The 16,686-nt window shown below is 61.9% G+C and carries 14 protein-coding genes; 6 read left to right on the top strand and 8 right to left on the bottom strand.

Annotated features, from left to right (window positions below; genetic code table 11):
• From B2696_RS08635 to B2696_RS08625, 3 genes are all read right to left on the bottom strand, one after another.
• Positions 1-843, bottom strand: an 843-nt coding sequence (locus B2696_RS08635) for an aldehyde dehydrogenase family protein (RefSeq protein ID WP_286955006.1), incomplete at its 3' end; no start/stop codon positions are given.
• Positions 844-931: 88 nt separating this feature from the next.
• Positions 932-1,948, bottom strand: a complete 1,017-nt coding sequence (locus B2696_RS08630; RefSeq protein ID WP_286955008.1) for an FUSC family protein — start codon at positions 1,946-1,948, stop codon at positions 932-934.
• Positions 1,949-2,178: 230 nt separating this feature from the next.
• Entirely contained in the window at positions 2,179-2,955 is a 777-nt protein-coding gene (locus tag B2696_RS08625) for an acetoin reductase (RefSeq protein WP_286955005.1), read from the bottom strand.
• A 506-nt stretch (positions 2,956-3,461) separates the two neighbouring features.
• Here B2696_RS08625 and B2696_RS08620 point away from each other — a divergent pair.
• From B2696_RS08620 to B2696_RS08600, 5 genes are all read left to right on the top strand, one after another.
• Entirely contained in the window at positions 3,462-4,196 is a 735-nt protein-coding gene (locus B2696_RS08620; protein WP_232315923.1) for an NUDIX hydrolase, read from the top strand.
• 105 nt (positions 4,197-4,301) lie between these two features.
• Entirely contained in the window at positions 4,302-5,543 is a 1,242-nt protein-coding gene (gene nadA, locus B2696_RS08615; RefSeq protein WP_286955004.1) for a quinolinate synthase NadA, read from the top strand.
• Positions 5,540-7,297, top strand: coding sequence for an L-aspartate oxidase (locus tag B2696_RS08610; RefSeq protein WP_286955003.1), 1,758 nt, complete (start codon positions 5,540-5,542; stop codon positions 7,295-7,297). The genes nadA and B2696_RS08610 overlap by 4 nt, the downstream gene beginning before the upstream one ends.
• A complete protein-coding gene (gene nadC, locus B2696_RS08605; protein WP_286955002.1) occupies positions 7,213-8,055 on the top strand; it encodes a carboxylating nicotinate-nucleotide diphosphorylase in 843 nt (280 codons plus the stop codon). The genes B2696_RS08610 and nadC overlap by 85 nt, the downstream gene beginning before the upstream one ends.
• Positions 8,052-9,188 (top strand): cysteine desulfurase family protein, encoded by a 1,137-nt coding sequence (locus tag B2696_RS08600; RefSeq protein WP_286955001.1) that lies wholly within the window; start codon positions 8,052-8,054, stop codon positions 9,186-9,188. Before nadC ends, B2696_RS08600 begins: the two co-directional genes overlap by 4 nt.
• Before the next feature lie 7 nt (positions 9,189-9,195).
• Here the strand turns inward: B2696_RS08600 and B2696_RS08595 are convergent, their stop codons facing one another.
• Positions 9,196-9,759 (bottom strand): TetR/AcrR family transcriptional regulator, encoded by a 564-nt coding sequence (locus tag B2696_RS08595; RefSeq protein ID WP_232315922.1) that lies wholly within the window; start codon positions 9,757-9,759, stop codon positions 9,196-9,198.
• On the bottom strand, positions 9,743-11,257 hold the full coding sequence (locus tag B2696_RS08590; protein WP_075730532.1) for an MFS transporter: 1,515 nt from the start codon (positions 11,255-11,257) through the stop codon (positions 9,743-9,745). The genes B2696_RS08595 and B2696_RS08590 overlap by 17 nt, the downstream gene beginning before the upstream one ends.
• A 166-nt stretch (positions 11,258-11,423) precedes the next feature.
• On the opposite strand from B2696_RS08590, the gene B2696_RS08585 reads away from it, so the two are divergent.
• On the top strand, positions 11,424-13,160 hold the full coding sequence (locus tag B2696_RS08585; protein ID WP_075730531.1) for a pyruvate dehydrogenase: 1,737 nt from the start codon (positions 11,424-11,426) through the stop codon (positions 13,158-13,160).
• A gap of 135 nt (positions 13,161-13,295) precedes the next feature.
• Here the strand turns inward: B2696_RS08585 and B2696_RS08580 are convergent, their stop codons facing one another.
• Genes B2696_RS08580 through B2696_RS08570 form a run of 3 tightly spaced genes read right to left on the bottom strand, consistent with a single transcriptional unit; the run spans position 13,296 to position 16,621 of the window.
• Positions 13,296-13,904, bottom strand: coding sequence for an RloB family protein (locus B2696_RS08580; RefSeq protein WP_286955000.1), 609 nt, complete (start codon positions 13,902-13,904; stop codon positions 13,296-13,298).
• Between the two features lie 4 nt (positions 13,905-13,908).
• A complete protein-coding gene (locus B2696_RS08575) occupies positions 13,909-15,246 on the bottom strand; it encodes an AAA family ATPase (RefSeq protein ID WP_286954999.1) in 1,338 nt (445 codons plus the stop codon).
• Positions 15,247-15,301: 55 nt separating this feature from the next.
• Positions 15,302-16,621 carry an MFS transporter gene (locus B2696_RS08570; protein WP_286954998.1) on the bottom strand — a complete coding sequence of 440 codons (1,320 nt, stop codon included), beginning with the start codon at positions 16,619-16,621 and terminating at the stop codon, positions 15,302-15,304.
• Between the last annotated feature and the right edge of the window lie 65 nt (positions 16,622-16,686).

Here is a 16,686-nt window from a genome sequence, read left to right as displayed (position 1 = left end):
GAACTCGTCGTAGACGGAGTCATCAACAATGAGGCGCTTGGAGGAAACGCAAACCTGGCCGGCGTTCCAGTGACGGCCGAAGGCGGCCCACTTGGCGGCCTTTGCCACATCGGCGTCGTCAAGCACGATGAAAGCGTCGGCACCGCCGAGCTCCAGGGTGGACTTCTTGAGGTTCTTGGCGGCGGTGGAGGAGATGGCAGCGCCGGCGCCCTCAGAGCCGGTGAGGGCAACGCCGCGTACGCGCGGGTCAGCCAGGATGGTCTCGGAGGCGTCGTGGGAGGCGAAGACGTTGTTGAGTAGGCCCTCAGGTGCGCCGGCGCGCTTGTACATTTCCACCATGGCCAGGGCGGACTGCGGGACGTTGGAGGCATGCTTGAGCACGATGGTGTTGCCCGCCATCAGCTGCGGGGCGGAGATGCGCACGACCTGGTAGAAGGGGAAGTTCCAGGGCTCAACGGCGTAGAGAACACCAAGGGGATCATTAACCAAGGCAACGTCGGTATCGCCGAAGCCCTCAGCCGGAAGGTAGCGCGGAGCCAGGTGGGAGGCGCCGAACTTGGCGTAGTACTCGAGGATCTTGGCGGAGAGCTCGACCTCAGCCTCGGCCTCACCAATGAGCTTGCCCATCTCGAGGGTGAGGATGGAGGCGTATTCGTGGGAGTTCGCGCGCAGCTCGTCGGCGGCGGCCTGGAGTACTGCGGCGCGCTCGGTGAAGGGGGTGTCGCGCCAGGACAGGAAGGCCTGGTGCGCGGTGGTGATTGCTTCCTCAATCTGCTCGGGGGTTGCGGTGTCAAACTCCTTGACAACCTCGCCGGTGTAGGGGTTGGTAGTGCGATAAGCCATGGAAATCCTCCTAGATTTTCGAAATACTAATGTTGCTAAATTCTTATAGTACGCCCATTTTATTTTGGGCAATAAGGGTGAGGTACCACTACTGGGGGTAGCGGATATCGATAAGGCTAAGTACCTGCTCAAGGCTGTTAAGTAGGGCTCCATACAAAGGCCAAGGCGCAGAAGAAAAATCCTCACGTGAGGAGGATTCGTGGCGCAGATTCGCCAACTGTCGGCGCAGATCCGCGCTGCCAAAGGCGCGGGAATCGGGAGCCTCCAAAGCTTGGCCGGCCCGCCGGGCGATCTCCAGCCAGCTTGCGAGGAAGAGATGCTCGCTCTCGGTGCTGGTGTCGGTTCTGTTGCGTGGCGTGTCTTGAGGGGAGAATTCGGCAAGGGCGCTAATGAGTATCTGAAGGTGCGAGAGCCCAGTGAAAGTGCGGCGTAGTGCTTCCTCCCATTCCTCCTCAGATACCTCGCCTATGGTTAGGCGCCGCGGGTTGATGCGCCGCGACTCCCGGGCGAAGTTCACCTGGGACCAGGCATGGGTGAGCTTATTGCTGAGCTCAGTCGTCGTGCGCAGCCAGTCTTGGATATCTTCGGCGCTCCAGCGCGCCGGCTGGCTCTCGCCGATGACACGCAGGATCTCCCCGAAGCGTTGCAGGGTGGCGCCGGTCAGCCAGGTGGCCTGCTGATCTCGGAAAGGTGGGAAGATAAGAAGGTTGACCGCGCACCCCACGGCCACACCGACGACAATCTCCAGCACTCGGTCGGCCAATTGTGAGCTGTCATCACTAAAGCCGTCGCTGAGCAGGAAGATTGCCATAGTGGCTACGGTAATTCCTTCCTCCCGGATCCAGCGCAGACGTGCGAGGAGCAGTCCGATCAGGAGCGCCAAGGCGTAGGTCCACACCGCAATATCAAAGACTGCCGCCACGGAATAGGTCACTGCTATCCCTAAGATTGTGGCGATGAGGGTTTGCGCTGCGCGGGTCAGCGTGCGGTAGGTGGTGGGATGAATGGACAGCAACGCGGTCCACGGAGCCAGGAAGGGGAAGTCAGTGTGCAAGTAGGTGGTAGACAACCACCACGCCAACGTGGCTGCAAATACCGATTTTATAATCTGTACCAGTAGGATTCGAAACTCGTGGCGGGCAAAGCGGGAGACATACTTTTCCAGTGTGGCAGATCGAAAAAGCGGAGGTGAGTCTCGACCCCGCAGGGTTCAGACTCACCTCCGCCCGTGCCCCGGCCGCGGGAGATATTCTCAGAACTTCTTCACGTTGCCTAAGGCTCTCAACCTTGTGGCTTTGGGTTCACGGGCTCACTGGGATCCCTGGGCTCGAAGGCTTAGTTGTAGAGCATGCCGCCATCAACCAAGATGACCTGGCCGGTGACGTAGTTGGAGTTCTCGGAGGCGAGGAATGAGACCACGCCGGCTACATCCTCGGGCTCAGAGGTGCGGCCCAAAGCGATGTCGCCGACTTGCTCATCGAAGTTCTCGCCCTTAGGCTTGCCGTTGATCTTGCTGAGCTCTTCATCGATAAGATCCCACATGCCGGTGCCCACGATGCCGGGAGCATAAGCGTTGACGGTGTGGCCCTTGGGCGCGAGCTCCTGGGCGGCAACCTGGGTGAGGCCGCGAACGGCGAACTTGCTGGTGGAGTAGGCGCCCAGGATGGGGAAGCCCTTAATGGCCGCGATGGAGGCGGCGTTGACAATCTTGCCCTTAACCTCGAGCTCGTCAAACTTGCGCACGGCGGCTTGGATGCCGAATACGACGGAGTTGACGTTGATGGCGAAGATCTTGTTGAGGTCTTCCTCGGTCACGTCAAGCAGGGGCTTAATCTGCGCGATGCCTGCGTTATTGACCAGTACGTCGAAGCTGCCGAGCTTGTCTGCGGCCTCGTCTACAGCGGCGTCGAAGTTCTCCTTCTTGGAGACATCGAGGGCGATGAAGATTGCCTTCTGGCCAGCTGCTTCAACGGCCTTGATGGTCTCGGCGGCGGTCTCCTCCTGGAAGCCAAGGTCGGCGATGGCGATGTCGAAACCGTCATTGGCCAGCTTGGTGGCGATTCCGCGGCCGATTCCCTGTGCTGCACCTGTGACTAGAGCTACCTTTGACACTGTATTCCTCTTTCTTTGATGATCATTGAGTGATCTATGGACTTTTTACGCTTCCATAGTAGAGCCGTGCTCTAATTAGGAGTCCTTTCCTTTGGCCCCGGTTTAGGGTAGTGCGGGCTGCAGGCGGACATTGGGGCTCTCCCGCGTGGACGAAGATGAGGAGTGCTTGGCCGCGCTACTCCGCGCACTTCATTGAGTTTTCTGGACGGCGGGACTGTGGTGTTGGGGCTAGTTGAGCCAGGGCGTGGGGTGGGTTTCACACAGGGTTTATGGTGACGAAACTCATTCGTGCTCGGGGTGGCGGTTTTCGCGCCCGCAGGCGGCTGGTGCGCTATCGGCGCTTTCTGCGCGCCTCCACGGAATCGCGGTGTGTGAGTGTCTTTTCTGCTGAGCGGGGATGCTGTACGCTTAGTTAAAGTCAATCTGACACTAACTAAAAGTGCAGGATAAAGGCCGAGTGCCTCTCGTGGCATACGGGAAGCGCCGGTAGTAAAGGAATGAAAGCCATGGATTATTCCGCCTTCAGCGCCACCGAGCGCCGCACCCTGCCTCCACTGGTAGCGGTTTCGGCGGTGGCTTTTGCGCTTCGCCCGCCCGCCGAGGCCCGGGTGGCGGAGCTGTCAGTTGGGCAGGGTGAGACCGGTGAATCTGGTGAGTCTGGGACCACGTTGTGGCTGCCACTGGTACGCCGCCTGCGCCCGCCCTTTTCCGGGGTATGGGCCCTGCCGGGTGGGCCACTGCGCTTCGACGAGACCTTAAGTGGCGCCGCCGAGCGGACCCTGCTTTCCACGGTGGGACGCGGACCCGCCTACCTGGAGCAGCTCTACTCCTTCGGTGGGGTGGAGCGTTCCGGGAATGCGCAGCGCCTAGTTACCATCGCCTACTGGGCCCAGTACGGGCGGCACGAACTGGCCCAACCGGCGGTCGGGCCAGTGGATAATGTCGAGTGGTTTTCCGCCGATAACCTGCCAGAGCTGGCCTTTGATCACGCCGACATTGTGGACTATGCCCTCTGGCGCCTGCGCATGAAGACCGGCTACGCCACTGTGGCACATCGCTTCCTAGGCCCAGTCTTTACCCTGGCCCAGCTGCGCGGCGTCCATGAGGCGATCCTTGGCCACCGAGTCGATCCGGCCAACTTCCGCAGACAGACCCTGGCGCAGGGCTACTTAGTGGACACGGGGCAAACCGAGACGGGGGCGAAGCACCGCCCGGCCACCTTGTATCGGTTGCGGGAATAGTAGCTAAGACCGCTGCACGGTTATCGCCGCTACATAGTAATCAGCGCCAAAGAGAACGCAGAGATTCAAGGGCTTTGAAGGTTTAGAAGATACGGAGTATCCACCATGTACAGTGTCGCCGAATTGATAGCAATCACCGCCGCCGAGGAGGGCAGCTGCGATAGCAAGTTGGAGCGCCAGCCGTGGTCCGTCGATAGTGATCCGGGCGCGGGTTACGGGCCGGGGGCCTCGGCCCAGGATCCGGTGCCCTTAGCCATCCCGCGGCAACAGCCACTGCCCGCAGCCTATACGGAGGCGAGCGAGGAGGAGCTGCGGGCGCGGATCATCGCCGCGAAGAAGGCCTTGGGGAATCGCGTGCGAATCCTTGGACACTTCTATCAGCGCGACGAGGTCATTATTCATGCCGATGATGTGGGAGACTCCTTCATGTTGGCTCAGGCAGCCCGACGTTATCCGCAGGCCGAGGCCTTCGTATTCTGCGGAGTGCACTTCATGGCGGAGACGGCAGATATACTCTCCCACCCTGAGCAAGCGGTCATCCTGCCCAACCTGGCCGCGGGCTGTTCCATGGCCGATATGGCCACCCTTGCCCAGGTGGAGCAGTGCTTTACTGAGCTGAGTGAGATCCTTGAGGAGCCGCCGATTCCGGTGACCTATATGAATTCCGCGGCCGATATCAAGGCCTTCTGTGGTCGCAATGGAGGGATAGTGTGTACCTCTTCTAATGCGGCGACGGTGCTGGAATGGGCCTTTGCCCGGGGTCGCCGCGTGGCATTCTTTCCCGATCAGCACCTCGGCCGTAACACAGCGCACGATATGGGGATCGGTGAGGAGCAGATGCCGCTGTGGCGCCCCGGGAAGAAGCTGGGAGGAAATACCCCTGAGCAGCTGCAAGATTCCCGGGTGATCCTGTGGAACGGTTTTTGCTCTGTGCATCGACGCTTTAGCGTGGCCCAGATCGAGCGCGCCCGCCGGGAGTTTCCGGGAGTGCGGGTGATAGTCCATCCAGAGTGCCCGGCTCCGGTGGTGCGCGCCGCCGATGGCGCCGGTTCCACCGATTACATTCGCAAGCAGGTGGCGGCCTCCACGCCAGGGGACACCATCGCCATCGGCACTGAGATCAACCTGGTCAACCGGCTGCAGGCCCAGTACCCGGATCGCACCATCTTCTGCCTTGACCCGGTGGTCTGCCCCTGTTCCACGATGTATCGCATCCACCCCGCTTATCTGGCATGGACGCTGGAGTCCCTGCTGGAGGGCCGGACTCCGAACCGGGTGACCGTGAAGGAATCCGTGGCCGCCGCTGCCAGAGTTGCTCTCGAGCGGATGCTGGAGGCCCGGCCATGAATGCAGTTATCATCGGCTCCGGCGTGGCCGGATTAAGCTGCGCGCTTGCCGCACTTGATGGGGCTAGTGCTGATGGGCTTACACTTATCACCCCGGTCTTTTCGGGTGAGGCAACACGCGGCAGTTCGCCGCTAGCCCAAGGCGGTATCGCCTGCGCGCTGGCCGCCACCGATAGTCCCGCGGCGCATTTGCACGATACGCTGGCCGCTGGTCACAGCCTCGTTGACGTGGAGGCCGCCACGCAGCTGACCTTCGATGGGGTGGGCGTAGTTACCCGGTTGGTGAAGCAGGGGCTCGCCGTCGACCGCGATGCTGCGGGCGCGCTCACACTCGGCCTCGAGGCCGCCCACGGCTGCCACCGTATCGTGCACTGCGGCGGGGATCGCAGCGGGGCAGTGCTTCATGCCCACCTGGTTGAGCGCGCCACGAGGATGATCGCCGCCGGACGCCTGGAGCTGCGTGAGGGGCACGAGGCCCGCCGCCTCATCCTGCGCGATGGTGTCATCGCCGGGGTGCAGCTTGATGATGGCACGATCCTTGCCGCGGATGCGGTCATCATCGCTACCGGAGGCTATGGGGCCCTATATCCGCGCAGCTCCAACCACCCGGCCACCCGGGGCAGTGGCATAGCGCTGGCTGCGCGCGCCGGGGCGCTGATAGCCGATATGGAGTTCGTGCAATTTCACCCCACTGTTCTTGATCCGGCGCCTGCGGGTCTTGATCCGGCGCGGGCGGGTCTTGATCCTGCCCAGACCGGGGAGCGCGGTTTCCTGATCTCCGAGGCGGTGCGTGGGGCAGGTGCGGTGCTGCGTGATGCCGGGGGCAGACGCTTCATGCCTCGCTTTGATGAGCGCGCCGAGCTGGCCCCGCGTGACGTTGTCTCGCGCGCCATCGACCAAGTCCTCCGCGAGGGCGGGCGAACGCACGTATTCCTTGACGCCACGGGGATAGAGTCCCTGGCTACCCGCTTCCCGCAGATTACTGCCGCTACCAAGGAGCGCGGCCTGGACTGGCAGCGCGAGCCCATCGCGGTGGCCCCGGCCGCGCATTACTCGATGGGTGGCATCGCGACAGACCTAGACGGGCGCACCAGCATCCCGGGGCTTTTTGCCGTGGGCGAGGCAGCATCCACGGGAGTACATGGCGCCAACCGCCTAGCCTCCAACTCGCTGCTGGAGGGCTTGGTCTTTGGCGCCCGAGCTGCAGCGGCCTTGGGCCGGCCCTGGGTTCACCGCGGCCAAGGGTTCCAAAAGCTAGAAATCCTCGAAGCGCTCACTATCCCCGAGGCGGATTCTGAAAGCGCTTCTTCTCACTCTGGTTCCCCTGGTACCGCTGTTTCTGGGGATGTAAATGGAGTGGGCGGCGCAGCCCTGGAGTCCGTGCGTGCGGCGGTGGGCACGCACCTGGGCATAACGCGTGAGGCTTCCGGAATCGCCATGGCCCACAACGTTGCTGCTTCTGTTGTCACTACTGTTGCTCCATCTGCCGCGTTATCTGCTGTCACTTCTCCGCTGGCCGCTGGCAGCGATGCGGGCATCATTGCCATGCTCATCGCCGCGGGCGCGGAGGCCCGCACGGAATCACGCGGGGCTCATCAGCGCCTCGACTACCCGCTTAACGATCCCGCGCTCGCGCGCCGGACCGCTTTTTCCATCAAGGAGATCAACACATGCTCACCCCAGCCCTCATCCGCACCACCGTCGCCCGCGCCTTGGAGGAAGACGCTCCCTGGGGCGATATCAGCGCAGAGCTAGTGGTGGATTCGCGTGCGCAGCTGCGCACCGAGATGCGCGCTCGCGAGGGGGGCGTCTTCGCCGGCGGGCAGGTGCTGCGTGAGGCCTTCACCCAAGTGGATCCGCGCATTAGCGTCACGGAGCTGGCGGCAGATGGGAAGGCCTTTTCCGCCGGCGCAGTCCTAGCAAGGGTGGCGGGCCCGGCTCGGGGAATACTCACCGCCGAGCGCACTGCTTTGAACTTCAGCCAGCGCATGAGTGGTATTGCCACCGAAACCGCGCATTATGTGCAGGCGGTGGCAGCCATAGGTTCTGCCGCTCGCATCGCCGATACTCGGAAGACGGCGCCGGGGCTGCGCGCCTTCGACAAGCATGCGGTGGCCTGCGGGGGTGGTAGCAACCATCGCTTTGGGCTCTCAGATGCGATCATGATCAAAGACAATCACCTGGCCGCCCTTGAAGGTGATACCACTGCGGCGCTGCGACGCGTGCGCGCGCGTGCGGGGCACACCACCGCCTTTATAGTCGAGGTCGATAGTTTGGAACAGGTTCCAGACGTCGTGGCGAGTGGGCCCACCGGCATCCTTCTCGATAACTTCACCCTGGAGGATTTGCGCGCGGCCGTCGAACTCATCGCTGGGCGCTGCGTGGTCGAAGCTAGCGGTGGGGTCAGCCTTTCCACCGTCGGGGAGATCGCGGCCACCGGCGTGGATATTATCTCCGTCGGGGCGCTCACCCATTCCGTGCGGGCCCTGGATCTCGGGTTGGATGCGCGATGATTTCGCGTTATCTCGATGCGGCGGCTAGCGCTCCCCTGCGGCCGGAGGCGCGCGCGACGATGCTGGAGGTCTATGATGCCTTCCCCGGCAACCCCGCCAGCGTTCACTCCTATGGGCAGCGTGCCCACGCGGTGGTGGAAAACGCTCGCACGCAGGTGGCGCAGGCCTGTGGGGTGGATACCTCCGAGGTGATTTTCACCTCCGGGGGAACCGAGGCTAATAACCTGGCGGTGGCGGGTATTGCGCTGGCGAACCCGCGCGGGCGCCGGTTGGTCACCACCCGAATTGAGCATTCCTCCATCCTGGAAACCTGCCGCTACCTAGAAAAGATGCACGGCTTTAAGGTGGACTACTGGGACGTCGATGCGGCGGGGCGAGTGTGTTCGCAGCCGCTGGCCCCGGATACGGCGCTGGTGGCCATGGCCCTGGCCAACTCCGAGGTGGGCACCGTCCAAAAGCTGCCGCAGGTTGCCGGGGTGCCGCTTTTGGTTGACGCCGTACAAGCTGCCCCGGCCCTTCCCGTGAGCCTGGCCGCCGGTGCCTGGCCGGGGCCGGGGGCGGGGATTGCGGCGATGGCCTTGGCCTCCCATAAGTTTGGCGGCCCGCAGGGCGTGGGGGCGCTGATTGTGCGCCGCGGAGTAGCGGTGTCGCCACAGATGCATGGAGGGGGTCAGGAGCAGGGGCTGCGATCCGGCACGCTCAATGTTGCCGGCATCGCTGGCTTCGGGGCCGCCGTCGCGGCGCTGCAGAAGGAAGGAATCGGCACCCGAGCTCAGGCCTTAGTGCACTCGCGGGAAAGGCTCATCGCCGGGATTGTGGAACAGGTTCCGCGCGCGCAGCTGACCGGACACCGCAGTGAGCGTTTGCCCGGGCACGCCTCCTTTGTCTTTCCCGGCATCAGTGGTGAGGCCATTCTTGTTGCTTTGGACGTGGCTGGCTTTGCCGTGTCCTCCGGTTCGGCCTGCGCGGCCGGATCCACAGAGCCCTCGCCGGTGCTGCTGGCCTGCGGTTTCGATGCCGATACCGCGAGAAGTGCCGTTCGCTTCACTCTGCCGGAACCGCTCCCTCCCGCCGAAGTGGATCGGATCGTGGAGATCGTTGCCCGTGAATGTGTTGCCGGGGGTCCGTGCTAATAGAGCCCTAAATGAGCGGGCTCGCGCCCCCGGAATCGATGTAATCCAAGATGCGACGGGTGAGTAGCTCACGGTTATGAGCGGAGAGATTGCGGCTGGTGATGTGATCGTGGACCCATAAGCCGGTGCTCAGCACCGTGATGGCGATGCGCGCGAAGTCCTCGTCGCCGTCGCTCTCGGCACCGGGGTCCGGCATCCAGCGGCTATCAACCTCGTCCCAGGGCGCGGAATAGTCCGGGTGCTGCTGGGAGTGGATGCTCATGAGCAGTTCAATGACGGGATCATTCTTGCCCATGGAAATAACCAGTGCGCGTTGGCGCTGGCGCAGATCAAGAGCGCTGGCGGGGGCGCCGGCGATGTCCACGAGCTCTTCTTCCCACCGGGCGGCACAATAGCGGTGGCAGTCCACCAGAAGATCGTGGCGGGTGGGGAAGTGATAGATAAGGCCCGACTTGGACATGCCCGTGGCCTGCGCCAGGGAGTCATAGGTCACCGCGGAGACGCCGTCCTTCTCCATTATCTCTAGGGCGGCCTCTAGCGCGGTGGTCTTCTTGCTAATGCGCGGCACCATTGCCTCCTGACTTGGGGTTGTGCCGGAAGCACCAGGCGGTGATGGCGACCAGCACGACCATGAGTACGGCTAGACCTTTAAGGATAGTCGTATAGGCGTCGTTATAGGCAAGCGCCGCGATGTCGTGCGTGTGGGGCGAGCGCAACGCCTCTATACCCAGCTCCTTGAGCTCCGCAGGCAAGCCGGAATGGAAGAACACGGGGAGAAGGGAACCGGTAATCGCGATGGAGAGCAGGGTTCCGAACTCATAGGAGACTTCCTCCACGCCGGCTGCCATTCCGGTGCGGTGGATGGGCGCTGCGCCGATGATGGCGGTGGAGGAAACCGACATCGTCAAGCCGGCACCCATCCCGGCGCCAGCCAGGCCGGCGAGGAAGAGGGCAAAGTGATCCTGCTGCGCGGCCCAGACGGCGCCGCCGATGCCCAGCGCCATGCACGCGAAGCCGCCGCTGATAAGGGGGAGGAAGCCCACGCGGTGGAGAATGGAGCCACCGAGCGCGGACATTGGCAGGGCGGCGAGCGCGACCACGGAGATAGACAGGCCCGCGTGCAAGGGCGACATGGAATCCACCAACTGCAGCTTCTGGGTGGTCATCATCTCTAACCCGGCCATGCCGAACATGGCGCCGCCCGCGGCGATGACGCCGCCGCTGAAGATGGGGGAGCGGAAGATGTCAAAGGTTAAGAGGGGATCCGAAAGGCGCGCTTGGCGGCGCACAAATAGGCTCGCACCCAGCACGAAAACCGCGGCGGTTACGCCGATGAGCAGCGCCGAGCGATGGGTGCTGGCCGCGGACTTGATGGCGGTGATGAGGCTAGCCAGCGTCACTAGCGCGTAGAGCGAGGAGGCCAGGTCCCAGTGCTTGGCGGGGTTGGGAATATTGGGCGGGGCCAGGGCGAGCGTAAGCGCCAGGGCGCCGATGACAATGGGCACGTTGATGAGGAATACCGAGCCCCACCAGAAGTGCTCGAGCAAGAACCCGCCCACGGTGGGCCCTGCGGCCGCGCCGACGACGGCCACCGAGCCCCAGATGCCGATGGCGGTATTGCGCTCAATCTCGTCTTCGAATGTGAGGCGGATGAGTGCCAGCGTGGCCGGCATCATCGTGGCTGCGCCCAGGCCGAGGAAGGCGCGTGCTGCCACCAGCGCCCAGGCGGTGGGAGCTAGGGCTGCGGCGAGGGAGGCGAAGCCGAAGAGTATGAGCCCGATAGTAAACATGCGGCGGTGGCCCACGCGGTCCCCGAGCGTGCCAGTGCCCAGCAGGAGCCCGGCGAGCATGAGGGGATAGGCGTTGATGATCCACAGCTGCTGCGTATCCGTGGTGTGGAGCTCGTGGGTCAGCACCGGCAGGGCGGTGTAGAGGATGGAATTATCCAGACCGATCATCAAAAGGCCCAGGGAGATTACCGCGAAGAAGGTCCACCTGTGCAGCGGCGTTGACTGCGAGGTATAGGCGCGCCGGGCCGCTCGATGGGTGGTGGTGTGGACTCTGGTCATGAAGTGAAACTGTAACGAACGTTCGCTATTGTTTCAACCCAAGGATCCGGCTTGTATGCAAGCTCACATGTGGGGTGGCGTGTGAGAATTGAGTACTTGAGTGGCATGTCCGCAACTTTGTGAGGACACTAGTAGGAGAAAGAGACTTTTCGAAGAAAGTGGAATCATGGCTCGTAGTTATGCAGAACAATTAGTAGCGACCCTGGAAAACCAGGGCGTGACAAAGATTTATGGTCTGGTCGGTGACTCTCTTAACCCCATCGTCGACGCGGTGCGTCGTTCCTCCATCAAGTGGGTGCACGTCCGCAACGAAGAGGCAGCGGCCTTTGCCGCTGAGGCAGACTCCCTGACCACTGGCAAGCTGGCTGTGTGCGCGGCCTCCTGCGGCCCGGGCAACACCCACTTCGTGCAGGGCCTTTATGATGCCAACCGCAATGGCGCCAAGGTCCTTGCCCTGGCTAGCCATATTCCTTCCCGCCAGATTGGCTCCCACTTCTTCCAGGAGACTCACCCCGAGGCCCTGTTCAATGAGTGCTCCGGCTACTGCGAGATGGTCAACTCCGCCGAGCAAGGCGCCGTTATCCTGCACCACGCCATCCAGTCCACCATGGCTGGCAAGGGCGTGTCCGTCCTCGTCATCCCGGGCGATGTATCCACCCAGGAAGCCGAGAATGACGCCTTCACCGATTCCGTCATCTCCACCGGCCGCCCCGTGGTGTACCCGGACCCAGTAGAGGCTGCGGCTTTGACCCAGGCCATCAACAAGGCCAAGACCGTGGCCCTTTTCGTGGGCTGCGGTGCCAAGGATGCTCGTGAGCAGGTGCTCGCCCTCGCTGAGAAGATTAAGGCCCCCATCGGCCACGCCCTCGGCGGCAAGATGTACATCCAGTATGACAACCCCTTTGACGTGGGTATGTCTGGCCTGCTCGGCTACGGTGCGGCCCATACGGCTACCCACGAGGCAGACCTGCTCATCCTTCTGGGAACCGACTTCCCCTACAACGACTTCCTGCCTCAGGCCAACGTTGCCCAGATCGATATCGACGGCTCCCACATTGGACGCCGCACCAAGATCTCCTACCCCGTCACCGGTGACGTGGGAGCAACCATCGAAAACATCCTCCCGCACGTCGAGGAAAAGAAGGACCGCAGCTTCCTTGACCGCATGCTCAAGGAGCACTACAACAAGCTCAACCACGTCGTCGATGCTTATACCAAGAACGTGGAAAAGATGCAGCCCATCCACCCCGAGTTCGTGGCCAACATCATCGACGAGGAAGCCGCCGATGACGCGATCTTCACCGTGGACACCGGTATGTGCAACGTCTGGGGTGCTCGCTACATCACCCCGAACGGCAAGCGTCAGCAGATTGGCTCCTTCCGCCACGGCACTATGGCCAACGCACTGCCCATGGCCATCGGTGCTCAGGCCGGCAACGAAGGCCGCCAGGTCATTTCCTTCTCCGGTGACGGCGGACTCTCCATGCTCATGGGTGAGCTCATCACCGTCAAGACCCACAACCTGCCGGTGAAGATCTTCGTATTCAACAACTCCTCACTCGGCATGGTCAAGCTGGAGATGCTGGTACAGGGACTGCCGGAGTTCGGCACCGACCACGATCACGTGGACTTCGCCTCCATCGCCCAGGCAGTGGGCATCAAGCACGTGCTTATCGAAGACCCGAAGCAGGCACGGAGCCAAATCCGCGAGGCCTTGGACTTCAACGGCCCAGTCCTCGTCGATATGGTCACCGACCCCAACGCCCTGTCCATCCCGCCCACACTGACTTTCGCGCAGCTCATGGGCTTCTCCAAGGCTGCCACCCGCACCGTCTTTGGTGGCGGCGTTGGTCAGATGCTGACCATGGCGCAGTCCAACCTGCGTAACATTCCGCGGCCTTAATTAAGCTGCTTCTTTCGTCCTGAGTGTGGGGCCGGTACAAACTCGTACCGGCCCCACACTGCTGTCTAGAGAGGCTCTGCGGAATTCACAAGCCTGAAGCTTTGTGGATATAGTGCGGGGTTACACGGGCGTACTCTAATTGCCCTGTGTCTGGTTGCCTTGCAATAAATCTACGAGGATCGGCATCGCCGATGATGGGTTCGGGACCTTCCGCCCTGGCCGCATATCTGGGTCACTAGTTCGCGCCAACGCACAAGCGTCATGCACCCCGTCGAAAGGGAATGTCGGCGATAGGATCTTTTTCTTCACGAGGCCCAACTTGGTGACAAGCTCATCTAGCTGGTTTGAAGTAAGTGGCGCGCGTTTCCTTTCGGCGTGCCAGCGCAGCCACACCTCGAACTTGAGATTCGAGACTAAAAGCTGAATCTCTTCCTGCTCGGCGAGCGAAATTGCTGCAGACAGCGCATGGTGTTCGTCCACGTCGACTAAGCACACACAATCGTCGAAGCGCTTTCCATTCCGCACAGCTTCGTCTCGCTCGACTATGCACTTTTGGACGACTTTCAGCGGGTCCTTGCCTACAGCAAAGGACTTAACGCAAGCAGTCGCTCCTTTGCTTCGCAGATATTTGTTCAGACCCTCAACATACTGCGGTTCGGTGCGGGTGCCTTCGGTGACGACAAGAATGCGCCGCGCAAGCTGGCGGGCGGGCCTAGAAGGACGTCGCCGCGGTCTTCTTTCCATGTGCTTAACCTTCTCCTGAGTCAATGAGTGCAGCGAAGAGGCTCGGGGAAAGCCTCGGCGTGCCGCCGTATCGTCCGGTGAGGTAGCGCTTTGCCACGTTGGCGTCAGGATGCCTAGGGAAATCAGCCAGGCAAGTCAGTTCGGTTGCGCCCTCATAAGTCTTATCGCTGAACCATATTTGCTCAGGCTCAAGGTGAACATCACTTAGTGGGGAGAGGATAAAGGACTCGTGGCTGGTGAAGACGAGCTGTGCATGACGGGAATTAACCACCGGATCCGCGAAGGCGCTGAGGAGCACCTCAAGCAAGTGTGGGTGAAGACTCGCATCAATCTCGTCGACGAGCAGTAGTCCTCCCTGTCGCAGAGCTTCCAGCGCGGGAACCGCTATAGCCAGCCACGCGATTGTTCCATCGCTCTCCTCTTCAATTGAGAAGGGCGGGCAGTCTTCGGCGGTGCCGCGGTGCGTGAAAAGGAAGCGCCGTACGACCTGCTCGAGTTCGTCATCCGCCAGTTCCGACGGGCCGTTCGTCTCATGTAGGTTTTCGATATCTGTGCCGGTGTTGTCACCCGTGCGCAGGTCCTGGTGAAAGCGCTGAACCGCACGCCGAATTCTTTCCGGGATGTTGGTTTCCTCCAAGCTGACGCTCATCACGCCTATGTCCGCTACCTGTAGTAATGCCTCGAGGTCACCAAAAGTAGTGTCCCCATCGGCCAAAGAATCGGCGATGTTAGCCAAGCGCTTCGCGCGGTGAGAATCTTTGACTAGGACAATGTCGAAGCTCCCAACGAGATCGCGTGCGAAGCTATGTAGCGGTGAGTTCTTCAACAGGAGCGCGCGGCTTAGGACCAGTTCTCGAGGGGTTACCTCTAGAGTGCTGCGGAAGCTTGGGTGGGTCCGGAGGAGGTTGTCCTTGCGATTGCGAACCAGTATCTTTCGCCAACGCGAAGTGGGGACGTCATTCAGCCACTCTTGTACTATCCCTTCCGCATCAACTTCGAAGCCGTACACGTAGCGGCGGCCTTCGTGGACGAGATCTAGTTCGTAGAGGCTCGTCCCAGTTTGGGAGATTCCATCCAGCTTAAAGGGGGCGCGAGTCATCGACTTTGCAGCCTGCCACATGGTGGCGGAGTGCTTGATCGCGCTAAATGCATAGTAAATGGCGTCTAAAATGGCAGACTTTCCAGTCGCATTTCCCCCGAAGATTCCGGCTAAGGGGTAACTCACAGAGTTCCAGTCTCCGTCCTTGGGCCGGAGGGTTTTTAGAGAAGGACGAAGGAGATCGACCGTAACCTCATCGCGGATGCTTTTATGGTTACGGACGGTGAAGCTAAGCAGGATCATGTGCACACAATATCACTCGGAATGGCTCTATTTGAACGATTTTCGAGAAAAGTGACTAGCTCCGCTTTGGTTCGCGGATGGGAATGAGAATGAGAGCTCCGATGAGGAGCACCGCGCCGATGGCGAGTACCCCGCCGCGGTCGCCCTGGCCGAGCAGCGAGACAAAGATGCCGAAGAGCAGCGGCGTCAGCCAGCTCACGGCCCGCCCGGTGGTGGCGTAGAGGCCAAACATTTGGCCCTCCCGCCCCGGTGGTGCCACTCGCGCCAGGAAGGCGCGGGCGGAGGCCTGCGCAGGTCCCACGAAGAGGCAGAGCACGAGGCCACAGATCCAAAACACCGTCGGCCCCGAACCCACGTAGAGCACCCCGGCCATAGCCGTGAGGATGCCCAGGCAGGTGAGGATGATGGCCTTGGGTCCCACGAGGTCGTCGACAAGCCCGCCTACCACCGCACCTAACGCGGCGGCGACGTTGGCCACCACCCCAAAGATGAGGACATCGCCAGCGTTCAAGCCATAGACGGACACGCCTAGTACCGCGCCGAAACCAAAGACAGCGGAAAGCCCGTCGCGGAAGATGGCGGAGGCGAAGAGGAAGTAGAAGGCGTTGCGGTCCTGGCTCCACAGCTCACGCAGCGAAGACCACAGCTGGCGATAGGATTCGATAACCCCGCCAGTTTTCTCCCCCGAGGGAGTGATTTCCGGAACGCGCACCAGCACCGGGATGGCTGAGAGGCCGAACCACAGCGCGGCCAGCAGGGCAACGACCCGGATATTGAAACCGCCCTCGGTGGACAGCCCTAGCGCGCCGCCCTGGCCGGAGACGAAACCGAGGTAGCACACAAGCAATAACACGATGCCTCCGAAGTAACCGGCGGACCAGCCGAATCCGGAGATGCGCCCCACCTTGTCCTCATCGGCGACCTGATTGATCTGTGCGAAGTAGTTGACCTCGGCGAATTGGATGGTGACTGAGGCAAAAGCCAGCAGGGCAAGGCCCACCCAGAAGTACACGGGGGCGTCATTGCGCACGAAGAAGAGGGTGGCCATGGCCAGGAAGGTGATGAAAGTCCACGTGGCCAGCGCACGGCGGCGGGTGCCGAGCCTATCTGAGCGCTGCCCCATGACCGGGGTGACGGCAAAGATTACCAGGCCAGCAATGGTCATCGACCACGACAGCCACTGCGCCGGGGTATAACCAGAATCGATCTGCGTGCCCACCGAATCGGTGAGGTAGACGGCGAAGATGAAGGTGACAAGGACCGCGTTGAAGGCGGCGGAACCCCAGTCCCACATGGCCCAGGAGACAACCGTGAGCTTGTCGGTGCGTTTATCGGCCCGGGGGATGGGGGCGGTGGGGAGAGTCGGAGAGGTCATAGGCCGAAATCCTAAGCGTTGCGGGGGGAGTACGCAGCCTTTGTGCGTGGGCCTGGGGTGAGTTT

It is taken from the genome of Corynebacterium sp. UBA4397 (genome assembly GCF_002390965.1).
Taxonomy (GTDB): domain Bacteria; phylum Actinomycetota; class Actinomycetes; order Mycobacteriales; family Mycobacteriaceae; genus Corynebacterium; species Corynebacterium flavescens.
The sequence above is the reverse complement of the archived record's forward strand: the minus strand, read 5'-3'. Positions and strand labels throughout refer to the sequence as shown.

What these genes read in the sequence shown, in the direction of transcription:
- B2696_RS08575 (WP_286954999.1), bottom strand. Translation starts at nt 15,246, where the DNA reads ATGATCCTGCTTAGCTTCACCGTCCGTAACCATAAAAGCATCCGCGAT.
- B2696_RS08585 (WP_075730531.1), top strand. Translation starts at nt 11,424, where the DNA reads ATGGCTCGTAGTTATGCAGAACAATTAGTAGCGACCCTGGAAAACCAG.
- B2696_RS08590 (WP_075730532.1), bottom strand. Translation starts at nt 11,257, where the DNA reads ATGACCAGAGTCCACACCACCACCCATCGAGCGGCCCGGCGCGCCTAT.
- B2696_RS08600 (WP_286955001.1), top strand. Translation starts at nt 8,052, where the DNA reads ATGATTTCGCGTTATCTCGATGCGGCGGCTAGCGCTCCCCTGCGGCCG.
- B2696_RS08620 (WP_232315923.1), top strand. Translation starts at nt 3,462, where the DNA reads ATGGATTATTCCGCCTTCAGCGCCACCGAGCGCCGCACCCTGCCTCCA.
- B2696_RS08610 (WP_286955003.1), top strand. Translation starts at nt 5,540, where the DNA reads ATGAATGCAGTTATCATCGGCTCCGGCGTGGCCGGATTAAGCTGCGCG.
- B2696_RS08580 (WP_286955000.1), bottom strand. Translation starts at nt 13,904, where the DNA reads ATGGAAAGAAGACCGCGGCGACGTCCTTCTAGGCCCGCCCGCCAGCTT.
- B2696_RS08595 (WP_232315922.1), bottom strand. Translation starts at nt 9,759, where the DNA reads ATGGTGCCGCGCATTAGCAAGAAGACCACCGCGCTAGAGGCCGCCCTA.
- nadA (WP_286955004.1), top strand. Translation starts at nt 4,302, where the DNA reads ATGTACAGTGTCGCCGAATTGATAGCAATCACCGCCGCCGAGGAGGGC.
- B2696_RS08570 (WP_286954998.1), bottom strand. Translation starts at nt 16,621, where the DNA reads ATGACCTCTCCGACTCTCCCCACCGCCCCCATCCCCCGGGCCGATAAA.
- nadC (WP_286955002.1), top strand. Translation starts at nt 7,213, where the DNA reads ATGCTCACCCCAGCCCTCATCCGCACCACCGTCGCCCGCGCCTTGGAG.